General features: G+C 76.1%; 10 protein-coding genes. 6 read left to right on the top strand and 4 right to left on the bottom strand.

What is annotated here, in order from left to right:
• Positions 1–109: 109 nt before the first annotated feature.
• The 3 genes from CLV92_RS01935 (at position 110) to CLV92_RS01945 (ending at position 2,626) form a co-directional block, all read left to right on the top strand.
• Positions 110–1,150 carry a LacI family DNA-binding transcriptional regulator gene (locus CLV92_RS01935; RefSeq protein WP_104431056.1) on the top strand — a complete coding sequence of 347 codons (1,041 nt, stop codon included), beginning with the start codon at positions 110–112 and terminating at the stop codon, positions 1,148–1,150.
• 63 nt (positions 1,151–1,213) lie between these two features.
• Positions 1,214–1,972 (top strand): M15 family metallopeptidase, encoded by a 759-nt coding sequence (locus CLV92_RS01940; RefSeq protein WP_104431057.1) that lies wholly within the window; start codon positions 1,214–1,216, stop codon positions 1,970–1,972.
• Positions 1,973–2,008: 36 nt separating this feature from the next.
• A complete protein-coding gene (locus tag CLV92_RS01945) occupies positions 2,009–2,626 on the top strand; it encodes a GrpB family protein (protein WP_104431058.1) in 618 nt (205 codons plus the stop codon).
• Here the strand turns inward: CLV92_RS01945 and CLV92_RS01950 are convergent.
• The gene (locus CLV92_RS01950) at positions 2,613–3,059 is read right to left on the bottom strand and encodes a nucleotidyltransferase domain-containing protein (RefSeq protein ID WP_104431059.1); all 447 of its coding nucleotides are present in this window, start codon (positions 3,057–3,059) and stop codon (positions 2,613–2,615) included. The genes CLV92_RS01945 and CLV92_RS01950 overlap by 14 nt on opposite strands.
• Before the next feature lie 203 nt (positions 3,060–3,262).
• On the opposite strand from CLV92_RS01950, the gene CLV92_RS01955 reads away from it, so the two are divergent.
• Positions 3,263–3,757 carry a response regulator transcription factor gene (locus CLV92_RS01955; RefSeq protein WP_104431060.1) on the top strand — a complete coding sequence of 165 codons (495 nt, stop codon included), beginning with the start codon at positions 3,263–3,265 and terminating at the stop codon, positions 3,755–3,757.
• Positions 3,758–3,823: 66 nt separating this feature from the next.
• Here CLV92_RS01955 and CLV92_RS01960 read toward each other — a convergent pair whose 3' ends face one another.
• Positions 3,824–4,669, bottom strand: a complete 846-nt coding sequence (locus CLV92_RS01960) for an EamA family transporter (RefSeq protein WP_104431061.1) — start codon at positions 4,667–4,669, stop codon at positions 3,824–3,826.
• Positions 4,670–4,721: 52 nt separating this feature from the next.
• Positions 4,722–7,922: an EAL domain-containing protein gene (locus CLV92_RS01965; protein ID WP_104431062.1), complete on the bottom strand. Its 3,201-nt coding sequence runs from the start codon at positions 7,920–7,922 to the stop codon at positions 4,722–4,724.
• Between the two features lie 82 nt (positions 7,923–8,004).
• Here CLV92_RS01965 and CLV92_RS01970 point away from each other — a divergent pair, with 82 nt between their 5' ends.
• Both CLV92_RS01970 and CLV92_RS01975 read left to right on the top strand, forming a co-directional pair.
• Entirely contained in the window at positions 8,005–9,018 is a 1,014-nt protein-coding gene (locus CLV92_RS01970) for an aldo/keto reductase (protein WP_211290768.1), read from the top strand.
• Between the two features lie 194 nt (positions 9,019–9,212).
• Positions 9,213–10,376: a neutral zinc metallopeptidase gene (locus CLV92_RS01975; protein WP_104431063.1), complete on the top strand. Its 1,164-nt coding sequence runs from the start codon at positions 9,213–9,215 to the stop codon at positions 10,374–10,376.
• A 91-nt stretch (positions 10,377–10,467) separates the two neighbouring features.
• Here the strand turns inward: CLV92_RS01975 and CLV92_RS01980 are convergent, their stop codons facing one another.
• A complete protein-coding gene (locus CLV92_RS01980; RefSeq protein ID WP_342762179.1) occupies positions 10,468–11,838 on the bottom strand; it encodes a DEAD/DEAH box helicase in 1,371 nt (456 codons plus the stop codon).
• Positions 11,839–12,118: the final 280 nt, after the last annotated feature.

A 12,118-nucleotide genomic window follows, 5' to 3' on the forward strand; every position in this document is an offset into this window, starting at 1 on the left:
TCGAAGACGCCGGACTCCGCAGCCCCGGGGCTAGCATCGGAGCCCCGGCACCGGCCGGGCTGCGCACGGGCGAGGACGCCGGCGCGGCAGGACGAGCGGAGGCGGCGCAGTGCCCGAGACCCGGACTCCCGCAAGGACGCCCCGCCGCAGCGGCCGCGTCAGCATCGTGGACGTCGCGGCCGCCGCCGGGGTCTCGCGCCAGACGGTGTCCAACGTCCTCAACGGGCGCAAGGAGTACTACTCCGAGGACACCCACTCGCGGGTCATCGCCGCCATGGACTCCCTCGGGTACCAGCCGAACCGGGCCGCGCAGAGCCTGCGGTCGCAGCGCAGCATGCAGATCGGCTGGCACATCTTCGGCGAGCAGTTGCAGGCCATGCGCGGCTTCACCCTGCAGTTCCTCCAGGCGCTGGTGAAGGCCACCTCCGACGTCGACCACCACCTCGTGGTGTTCACCCACCACGACGACGATGCGCTGCAGGTGTTCAAGGACCTCGTGGCCCGGCGCACCGTGGACGCGGTGATCCTGTCCGAGTCCGGCGTGGACGACGAGCGCGCCCGCTTCCTCGCCGAGCACGGGCTGCCCTTCGCCTCCTTCGGCCGGCTCGCCCCGGACCTGCCCCAGCACTGGGTCGACATCGACAACGCCGCGGGCATGCACCCCCTCGTCGACCACCTCGTCTCCGCCGGGCACCGCCAGTTCGCCTACATCGGCGCCGAGGGGGGCGAGTTCTGGAAGGCGGAGCGCCTCGAGGGCTTCCGGACGGCCCTGGCCGAGCACGGCCTGCGCGTCCCCGCGAACGCCGTCCTGCACGGCGACGACGCCGCGGTCCGCGCACACACCCGCCGCCTGCTGGCGCGCCGCAACCGCCCCACCGCCATCGTCGCCGGCAACGACGCGATCGCCGCCGTGGTCGTCAACGTGGTGCACTCCGTCGGCCTGCGCGCCGGCCGGGACGTCGCCGTGACCGGCTTCGACGGGGGCGCCATCGGCCTGTTCACCGAACCGACGCTCACCAGCGTCCGGATACCCGTCGAGCGCATCGCGCGGGAGCTCGTGGACCGCTGCCTCCGGCAGGTGCGCGACGGGGCCGTGGACGGCCCCGGCCTGCTGGTCCCCACGGAGATCGTCCGCGGCGGCAGCGCCTGACGGACCGCTGCACGCGCCGGGCACCGCGGTGACGTAGCGCTGCCGGGCGGCTACGCTCGGGAGATGGGGCTGCGGCGCCTCCTCCTGCCGGTGGCCGCGGCGGTCGCACTCGGAGCCGCCGCGACGCCCGTCGCAGGCGCGCCCGGCACGTCCCAGCCCGGCACGTCCCGGCCCGGCACCTCACGCCCCGCCGCCGCGGACGCGCTCCCCGCCACCGGCCCGATCCTGCCGCGAGGCTCCCGGGCGCCCGCACCGGCGGACAGGTTCGTCGCGACCGTCACCCCCGTCACGGCCGCCGACCTGCCCTCCTCCTACCGTCCCGGCTGCCCCGTGCCACCGGAGCGGCTGCGGCGCCTGACCGTCTCCCACGTCGACTTCCTGGGCCGGCAGCGCCTCGGCACGCTCGTCGTCCACCAGGACGTCGCCGATCCCCTCGTCCGGGTCTTCGCCCGCCTGCACGCGCTGCAGTACCCGATCGAGCGGATGGAGCCGGTCGAGGCGTTCGCGGGCTCCGACGACGCCTCGATGGACGCGAACAACACCTCCGCGTTCAACTGCCGCGCCCGCACCGGGGGCACGGGCTTCTCGGAGCACTCCCACGGCACGGCGCTCGACCTGAACCCGGTGCAGAACCCCTACGTCCGGGGCACCACCGTGCTCCCCGAGGCCGGGCGCGCCCACGTCGACCGCTCCACGGCGCACCCGGCGGTGCTGCGCGCGGGCGATCCCGTGGTGAGCGCCCTCGCCGCCGAGGGGTTCCGCTGGGGCGGGACGTGGACGACGCTGAAGGACTACCAGCACTTCTCCACCTCCGGCCGCTGAGCGACGCGGACCCGGTGGCGCAGTAGCGTCCCCCCCATGCCTGGACCCGCGGTGCTGCACCCCCACGACCCCGCCTGGCCCGAGCGGGCGGCCCGCCTGCTCGCCGGGATCGAGCGGGCGCTGCGGCCCCTGGGCGTCGCCGAGGCGTTCGACCACATCGGCTCCACCGCCGTTCCCGCGCTGCCCGCGAAGCCCTACGTCGACCTGCAGGTGCGTGTGCGGGAACTCCCCGCGCCCCACGCCCTCGACCGCGCCCTCGAACCCGCGGGCTTCCTGCCGGCCGGCGGCTCGCGCCCGGACTCCCCCGGGGTGCACCGCGACGTCCCGCGCGGCCGCGAAGCAGTTCCGGACGACGTGTGGCGCAAGCGCCTGTACGTGCACGACCTCGACGGCCCGGAAGCCTCGATCCTGCACGTGCGGCTCGGCGCGTCCCCCTGGGGCAGGTACACCGTCTGGTTCCGCGACTGGCTGCGCGCGAACCCCGACGCCCGCGACCGCTACGCCGCCTTCAAGGCCCGCACCGCCGCGGAACACGCCGGCGACGCCGACTACGACGACTACACGCGGGCGAAGACCGCCTTCTTCGACCGCGTGCAGGAGGAGTTCGAGGCGTGGGGGCGCGTTCCCCGGGACGGCGACGTCAGCCCGCGGTGAGGGCCTCGCCCGCGCGCGCCAGCAGGCCGCGGGGATCGTGCAGGACCCGGTGCCCGTCGCCGAGGACGCGGCGGGTGCCGGGGTCCAGCGGCAGCTGCGCCCACGACGACGACACCAGCCCGACCTCGACCTGCAGCCCCGAGCGCAGCCGGTAGCGCCGCTCCAGCAACGGTCCCCACGCCGCGCTGCGGATCAGCCGACTGCCGGGGCGCAGCCGCTCGAACCACTCCCCGTCGGCCGCCAGTTCCGCGAACGCCGGGGTGAGCACCGTGAGGTCGACGTCGCTGGCCATGCCCGCCCGTCCCCGGGCGTAGGAACCCACCAGGGCCACCGCCTCCACGTCGCCGCGGTCCCGGGCCCAGGCCACCACGTCCGCCAGCAACCGCTCGACCTGCCGGTACCGGCCCTTCAGGCGCGCGCTCACGGGAGACATCCTCCCAGCGGGGCGATCCGGCCGCCGCTGCTCCCGCGGAGTGAACCCACCGGGAGTTCCCTCCATCCCGGCGCCGCGCCCGCCGAGACTGAGGAACGGCCTGGGGGCGTCGAAGCCCCGCAGCAGCGCCGTGCGCCCGTGCACCGCCCACCGTCGCAGCCCGCTCCGGCAGAGGTGCACCGCCAGACCTGGAGGACGTTCCCATGGCCGCAGCACCTGCCCTCCTCCCCGCCGTCGCCCCGATGGCGCGCCGCCGCCGGCGCACCGAGCGCGAGGACTTCCGCCGCCGCGCCGCCGCACCCACCCCGGTCGTCGGCGGCACCCGCTCGCCGCGCGTGCTGATCGCCGACGACGACGTCGTGATCCGCCAGGTGCTGGCCGTGCGCCTGCAAGGGCTCGGGTTCGCGCCGCAGACGGCCAGCACCGGGGACCGGGCCTACCACCTCGCGCTGCACAACCCCTTCGACGTGCTGCTGCTCGACGTGAGCATGCCGGGGCTGACGGGCGTGGAGGTCACCCAGCTCGTGCGCCGGCTCGCCGTGCCGCAGCCGGCGATCCTGCTGATCAGCGCCTGCGTCGGCGGCGGGGACGTCGGCGAGGTGCTGGAGGCCGGGGCCGACGGGTACCTGCGCAAGCCGTTCGGGGTCGCCGAGCTCAGCGCCCGCCTCGACGAGGTGATGGCCGCGCACGGCGGCTGACGGCTCCGCGACCGGGCCGGCCGGAGCGGGCGGTGGCCGGACCGCGGCGCCCGCCCCTCCGGCCGGTCACGGCAGCGCCAGCAGGACGACCGCGGCGAGGGCCACGGCCAGGCCGGCCAACTGCGCGCCGCGGAGGCGCTCGCCGAGCACGCCCCGGGCGAGGAGCACCGTGGCCGCCGGGTAGAGCGCGACGACGACCGCCACGACCGCGAGGTCGCCCAGGCGCGCGGCCACGAGGAACGCCGCGTTGGCGAGCGCGTCCAGGAGCCCGGCGAACGCGGCCAGCGCCGCCGCACCGCCCGCCAGACGGGCACCCCGGGCGGCGCGGGGAGCCAGCAGCAACGCGGTGAGCAGCAGCAGCGCCGCCACCGTCCTGCCGACCAGCAGGGGCGCCGCCCCGCTGTCGTCGGGAGCGGAGTCGAGGCAGACGAACTGCACCGCGATCGCCAGGCCCGCCGCGAGCCCCGTGCCGAGGGCCGCGCGGCTCGGGCGCGTCGGGGCCTCGGCGGGGGCCGCGCTGACGAGCACGACCGCCAGGAGCGCCGCGACGATCCCCGCCACCCCCAGGGCCGTCAGCCGCTCCCCCAGGAACAGCCCCACCGCCACCGGCAGGGCCGCGGAGACGGCCGCGGTCAGCGGCGACAGGACGCTCATGGGCCCGAGCGCCAGGCAGCGGTACAGGAGGACGAACGTGGCGGCGGCGGCGACCCCGGAGGCCGCGCCCCACGCGAGCGTCGCCGCGTCGAACCCGGCGCCGAGGACGGGCAGCAGCACGACGACGCCGGCGAGGCTGGCCGGCCCGGCGACCGCACCGACCCGCAGCAGGGAGGCCCGCCGCGCCGCGAGGCCGCCGGCGAAGTCCGCGCAGCCGTAGGCGAGGGAACTCACCAGCGCCAGGAGCACAGCGGTCACCCGCGCAGTCTCCCGCGCCGACGGGGCGGCACCACCGCCGCCCCGTCGCGGCTCAGGCCATGCCGTGCGCGGCGTGCTCCCGCGCCGAGAGGTCGAGGACCCGCCGGAAGTCGGCGAGCGCCATGGGGCGACCGAGGTGGTAGCCCTGCCCGTAGTCGCAGCCCGCCGTCACCAGGCGCTGCCGCTGCTCCGTGCGCTCCACGCCCTCCGCGACGACGGCGTGGCCCAGGGCGTGGGCGAGGTCGATGACCGAGTGGACGATCTCCCGGTCCTGCCCCGCCGAGTCGATGTCCCGGACGAAGCTGCGGTCCAGCTTCACCTCGTCGACGGGCAGCTGCTGCAACCACTGCAGGGAGGACCAGCCGGTTCCGAAGTCGTCGAGGGCGAGGGAGACCCCGAGCGCGTGCAGCCTGCCCAGGACGTCCCGCGTGCGGCGGAGGTCCCCGAGGACCTGGTTCTCGGTGATCTCCACCCCCAGCCGCCGGGGGTCCAGGCCGCTGTCCCCGACGGCGCGGCGGACCCGTTCGAGGAGCAGCGGGTCGGCGAGCTGCCGCGCCGCGAGGTTCACCTGGACGACCGGGGCCACGCCGCCCTGCGCCGGCCAGGTGGTCGCGTCGAGGCAGGCCCGCCGCAGCACCCACTCGCCGATGTCGACGATGAGGTTGGACTCCTCCGCCACGTCGAGGAAGTCCCCCGGGTGCAGCAGCCCGCGGGTCGGGTGGCGCCAGCGCAGCAGCGCCTCCACGGCCGCGATCACGCCGGTGCGCAGGTCCACCTTCGGCTGGTAGTGCAGCTCCAGCGTCCCGTCGTGCAGGGCCTGGTGCAGGCCGCTCTCCACCCCGACGCGGCGGGTGATCTCCCGCTGCAGCGCCGCGTCGAAGACCGCCACGGACCCCTTGCCCTGCCGCTTCGCCAGGTACAGCGCGGAGTCCGCCTCCCGCAGCATCTCCTCGGCCGTGGCGGGCGGGCCGGTGGCGACCGTGATCCCGACGGACAGCTTCACGAACAGCTCGCTGTCGTCGACGAGGTAGCGGCCGGTGCACTCCGCGAGGATGCGACGGGCGACGGCGGCGACGTCGTGGGCGGTGCCGACGTCGGTGCACACGATGACGAACTCGTCCCCGGCGAAGCGGGCGACGAGGTCCTCCGGCCGCAGCGCGTGCCGCAGCCGCTGGGCGAGCTGGCGCAGGAGCTCGTCACCGGCGGCGTGACCGAGGTGGTCGTTGATCCACTTGAAGTCGTCGAGGTCGCAGAACATCACCGCCACCGGCGCACCGTGGCGCGCCAGGCGCGCGACGGCCGCCTCGAGCATCTCCTGCAGCATCCGCCGGTTCGGCAGCCCGGTGAGCGGGTCGTGCATCACCTCGTGGGCGAGCACCTCCTCCACCCGCTCGCGCTCCTGCACCTGCGTGCGCAGCTCCTCGTTGGCCTCGGCCAGCTCGGCGTTGGCTCGTGCGAGCTCGGCGGTGCGCTCCTCCACCCGCTCCGCCAGCTCCTGGCGGTGGCGACGGGAGCGCTCCAGCAGCAGCGCCGTCTCCAGTCCGGTGGACAGGTGGCGGGCGAGCGACTGGTAGAGCCAGCCGCTGCGCGGGCCGGGGGTGAGGAGGAGGTGGCCGAGGTGGTGGCCGTTGAACTGCAGGGGCAGCAGCACGAGGGGCGCGGTGCCGACGGACTCCCAGCGGGCGGGGGGCAGCAGGCCGGCGGCGTCGAAGGCCCGGTCGGCCTCCGTGAGGAGGGTGCCACGGCCCCGCTCGTAGGCGAGGAGGAGGCTCGCGCCGGGGGGCGCGGCCTCCTCGGCCACCGCGCCCGGCCCCTCGGGGCCCGGGCGGTAGGTGACGAGGTAGAGGGTGGACAGCCCGAGACGGGGCAGCTGCTCGGTGAGGACCCGCACCAGCTCCTCCACGGAGCCGGCGGTGACGAGCCGGTTCCCCACGTCCTGCAGGACGTGGCCCTGCCGTTCGGTGACCTGCTGGATCCCGAGCCAGCGCTGCTCCGCCTCGCCGAGCGCCCGCAGCGCGCCGGGGACGCGCACGGCGGCCGTGCGCAGCAGGGACAGCAGCTCCATCCACGGCACCGGCGCCTCACCGAGCCGGCCGCAGAGGTCGACGAGCCGGCGGAGGCTGGCCTCCAGGAACCGGCCGTCGTCCTGGTCGGCCCGGCGCAGGCCGATGACGACCTCCTCCGCCCAGCGGTCGCCGAGGTCGTCGCCGCGGCTGCCGGCGGCGGAGCGCAGGACCGCGGCGACGGTGGCGTCGTCGTCGGCGAGGGAGATGGCCGGAGGCGGGCAGCCGCAGGAGCGGCGGTGGAGGACCTCGCAGTCCAGCACCGTCTCGGCGGGGACCTCCCGGCCGTCCGCGAGCTCCGCCAGCAGCTCGACACCGCGGGCCTCCATGGCGCGGAAGGGCAGCCGGGCGGTCGTCAGCAGCACGTTCGCCCGTGCCGCGCTGAGGGTGGTGGGGTCGGCGGCGTCCCCGAGGCCGAAGAAGGCCGGGTCGACGTAGTCGTCGAAGCCGGTGACCGCCACGTCCTGCGGCACCCGCAGTCCCATCGCCCGCGCGGCCGAGACGACCGCGAGGGCGAGGTTGTCGTTGGCGGCCATGACGGCGTCCACCGCGGGCCCCGGCGCGGTCAGCAACGACCTCACCTGCAGCCGCACGGCCGCCTGCCCGGGGTCCCAGCCGGGCAGCAGGGCGCCCACGAGCTGCTGGTCGCGGGGGATGCCGTGGGCGCGCAGCGCATCGAGGTAGCCCTGGTAGCGCAGCGCGGCGCCGCGGTGCGTGGCCGGGCCGCGCAGGTACGCGATGCGGCGGCGGCCGTGGACGGTGATGAGGTGCTCGGCCATCTGCCGGCTGGCCCCCCGCTCGTCCATGGCGACGCCGATGGCGCCGGGCAGCGGGTCCTCGGCGCTCACCACGGGGTGCCCGCCGAGCGTGCGGGCCCAGCGCCGCACCGCCTCCTGGCCGCACTGACCCTGCAGCAGCGCGGTCCACACGAGGTAGCCGTCGACGGGTGCCACCTCGGGGAAGCGTGCCGCGAACGGCGCCGGGCGGTCGGAGTCCGCTCCTCCGGCCGCCGCACGCACGAGGTCGGTGCCGACGACGGTCAGGAGGCCCACGTCGAGCCGCTTGGCCGCGTCCTGCGACCCGAGCCAGTGCTCCTGGTGGATGTTGACCTGGAGCGCGGAGGTCAGGACCGCGAAGCGGCGCCCTCTCGGGGACTTCCGCTGCGACGCGCCCGCCCCGTCCGAGGCCATGGGCGCATCGTAGTTGCGTGACCACCGGCAGTCACCTCGACAGCGCCACCGCCGCAGCCGAGGGGGCCGTAGGGTTCCGGCCGTGAGCGACGGCGCAGCGCAGCGGATCCCCGGGCCCCCCTCCCCGTGGCCCACCAGGCCCCTCGGCGCCACCGGGCTGGAGGTCTCGACGTTCGGGTTCGGGGCGGGTCCCCTCGGCGGCCTCTTCGACGAGGTCGGCGAGGAGGAGGCGCAGGCGGCCCTGGAGGCGGCCTGGGCCGCGGGAGTGCGGTTCTTCGACGTCGCACCCCACTACGGCGCCGGACTCGCCGAGCGGCGCCTCGGCGCCTTCCTCGCCGGGAAGCCCCGCGAGGAGTTCGTCGTGGCGACCAAGGTGGGGCGCCTCCTCGTCGACGACGCGGACCTCGACACGGCCGCGGAGCAGGAGGGTTTCCGCGGCGGCCTGGCCAAGCGCCGCGTGCGCGACTACTCCGCGGACGGCGTGCGGCGCAGCCTCTCCGACAGCCTGGAACGACTCGGCCTGGACCGGGTCGACGTCGTCTTCGTCCACGACCCGCACGACTACGAGCGGGAGGCCACCACCACGGCCCTGCCGGAACTGGCGCGGTTGCGGGACGAGGGCGTGGTCACCGCCATCGGCGCGGGCGTCGACGACCTGGGCATGCAGGCCCGATTCGTGCGCACCGGCCTCGTCGACGTGCTCCTCGTCCCCGGTCGCTGGACCCTCCTCGACCGCAGCGCCGGCGCCGAACTGCTGCCGCTGTGCCTCGAGCGCGGCGTCTCCGTCGTCGTCGGCGGCGCCCTGAACTCCGGGATCCTCGCCGATCCCTCCCCCGGCGCCCGCTTCGACTACGCCCCGGCTCCCGAGCAGGTGCTCGCTCTCGCCCGGCGGCAGCAGGACGTCTGCGGGCGCCACGGCTGCTCGCTGCTGCAGGCGGCGCTGCAGTTCCCGCTGCGCCACCCCGCCGTGGTCGGCGTGCTGGTGGGCCTGCGCAGCCCGGCGGAGGCGCGCGCCGCCGCGGCCGACCTCGCCTCCCCGGTCCCCGTGCGGTGCTGGGAGGAACTGGAGCTCCTGGCGCTGCCCGTGCGGCCGTGAACGACGAGGGCCCCCGGGTGCCAGCGGGCGGGCCACCACCTGGGCAGATCGCCGAGTTCCGGAACTTCGCGGCGTCGAAGTGGTGACCGATCCCTCGGTGGACTGACATGCTGTGCCCGCTCGTCGGCGACGGGCGCTCGCACCGCACGTCCCTGCGCAACGAGGCGCCGGGGCACACCAGGAGGAATGGTTACATGCAGAAGACCATGCGCTGGTCCGCCGCAGTCGGCGCCGGATTCACGCTCGCGCTCGGACTCGTCTCCCCGGTGGCCGCCGGCGCCGCCGCCCCGGCCGCCCCCACGAGCGCGACCGCCGCCGCGGCCCGCGTGCAGCTGCCCGCGGACTGGCAGGCCCGCCGCGCCGCCGCCGCCGAGCGCCTCGGGGTCGAGGAGTCCCCGGCCGCGCAGGTCGTGCGCGACGCCATCGATCCCGGCGACTACGCCTGCGGGCCCACCGAGTTCCGCAACTACATCCGCAGCGTGCTCCAGGGCCTCAGCCCCGAGGAGATGCAGTTCCTGGACGAGAGCGGCGCCCTGGACTTCCCGACCTACGACGCCTTCGTCTTCGGCACCGGCGCCGACCCGCGCTACGGCCTCGACGCCGAGTACCGCCAGCAGCTCGTGCGGACCTTCCGCGACGGTCAGCGGTTCTGGGACGTGAAGTCCGGCGACATCCAGCTCCTCGGCCTCAACGGCAGCGTCCTGCGCGACGAGGCCCGCCTGACCCGCCTGCTCGTCGTCGTCTACGGCCTGGAGGAGGCCGACGCCGCCGCCTACGCCGCGGCCGTCGTCGCGGCCGTCGCGCAGATCCCCGCCCTGCAGGGGGGCGACAACCCGATCTTCTCGCTCAACGCGTTCGCGTTCAGCGGCGAGGGCGACCCCGACCCGCTGTTCTCCTCCATCCCCGACAAGATCGTCATGGGTGACGGGCTCAACGACGCGTTCGAGCACATGGGCATCGCCGACGTCGGCCCGCGCGCCGTGCTCGCCCACGAGTTCGGGCACCACGTGCAGTTCGAGAACGACCTGTTCGACTCGCCGCTGACCGGCGCCGAGGCGACCCGGCGCACCGAGCTGATGGCGGACGCCCTCGCCACCTACCAGCTCACCCACAAGCGCGGCCTCGCCCTCAACGCCAAGCGCGTCCTGCAGGCCGAGCGCTCGTTCTACGAGGTGGGCGACTGCTCCTTCGCCAGCGACGGCCACCACGGCACGCCGAACCAGCGGATGCGCGCGTCGGAGTGGGGCGCAGGCCTCGCCGCCTCCGCGCGCAAGCAGGGCCACATCCTGCCGTCGATGACGGTGGCGCAGCGGTTCGACGCGGTGCTGCCGCAGCTCGTCGCACCCGACGCTCCCTGACGCACCCGGGAACGACAGGAGGGGCGGGACCGTCCGACGACGGTCCCGCCCCTCCGTGCGTTCCCGGGTGCTCAGCCCCGGGGGGGCTCGGTCAGCCCCGCCCGGCGGGACGGCCGGAGCCGCGGCCACCGCGACGGCGCGAGCCGCCACCGGAGCGCGCCTGCTGGCCCGCGGCACCACCGCGCTGCTGGACGGCCGCCGTGCGCGGCTTCGCGGAGCGCTGCGGCTGCGGCGGCGCGGTCGGGATCGGCGCGTCAGCCGGGTCGACGTGCGGTGCCCGCGGGCCGGTGAGGTCACCCAGGAGCGCGTGCCCCGCGGACACTCCCGACCACTGCGGGGCGATGCCCGCCTGACGCGCCAGGGTCCGCACGTCGCCGCGCTGGTCCGGCGTCGCCACCGTCACCACCGTCCCCTCCGCGCCGGCGCGCGCCGTGCGGCCGGAGCGGTGCAGGTACGCCTTGTGCTCGGTCGGCGGGTCCACGTGCACGACGAGGTTGATGTCGTCGACGTGGATGCCGCGCGCGGCGATGTCGGTGGCGACGAGCACCCGCACCGAGCCGTCGGAGAAGGCCGTGAGGTTGCGCTCGCGGGCGTTCTGGCTGAGGTTGCCGTGCAGGTCGACGGCCGGCACGCCGGCGGAGGTGAGCTGCTTGGCGAGCTTCTTCGCCGAGTGCTTCGTGCGGGTGAAGAGGATGGTGCGCCCCAGGCCGGAGGCCAGCTCCCGCACCACGCCGGCCTTGGCGTCGGCGGCGACCTCCAGCACGTGGTGCTCCATCGTGGCCACCGGCGCGACCGCCGGGTCCACCGAGTGCGTCACGGGCTGGCGCAGGTAGCGCTTGACCAGGACGTCGATGCCGTTGTCGAGGGTCGCGGAGAACAGCAGCCGCTGGGTGCCCGCGGGGGTGGCGTCCAGCAGGCGCTTCACGCCGGGCAGGAAGCCGAGGTCGGCCATGTGGTCGGCCTCGTCGAGGACGGTGACCTCGACGCGGTCGAGGCGGCAGTGCCCCTGGCGGATCAGGTCCTCCAGCCGGCCCGGGCAGGCGATGAGGACGTCCACCCCGGAGGCCAGCGCCTGCACCTGGGGGTTCTGGCCGACGCCGCCGAAGACGGTCGTCACCCGCAGCCCCACCGCCGAGGCCAGCGGCGTCACGGTGGCGGCGACCTGGTTGGCGAGCTCCCGTGTGGGCAGCAGGACCAGCGCGCGGGGGCGGCCCGCCTCGCGGCGGGTGCGCGAGGCCGCCAGGGCGGCCACCAGCGGGAGGGCGAAGGCGATGGTCTTGCCGCTGCCGGTGCGGCCGCGGCCGAGGACGTCGCGCCCGGCGAGGGAGTCCGGCAGGGTCGCGGTCTGGATCGGGAAGGGCTCGGTCACCCCGCGCTCGGCGAGCACGGCGACGAGGGCGGCGGGCACGCCGAGGGCGGCGAAGCCGGCCTGCCCGGCCGGGGCGGGCGCCGGGCGCTGCACGGGGACGGCGGCGGCGGCCGGCGCGGCGGCCGGCGCGTGGGCGACGGCGGCCTGGACGCGCGCGGTCTGGACCGGCGCAGCCTCGGCAGGCGCGCTGCCGGCCGGCTGCGGGGCCGCTGCACCGGCCGGCCGGGAGGCGCGGCGACGGCGACGGGGAGCCGGGGAGGTGGACGGACGGGTCTCGGGCGTGCTCAAGGGCGAGCCTCTCAGAGAGGAGTCAGCAGGGTGGCCGTCGAACGATCGACCCCGCTCGCTGTGGAGGGACTCGCTGGAGGTGTAC

The sequence above is a fragment of the Kineococcus xinjiangensis genome (assembly GCF_002934625.1).
Taxonomy (GTDB): Bacteria; Actinomycetota; Actinomycetes; order Actinomycetales; family Kineococcaceae; genus Kineococcus_A; species Kineococcus_A xinjiangensis.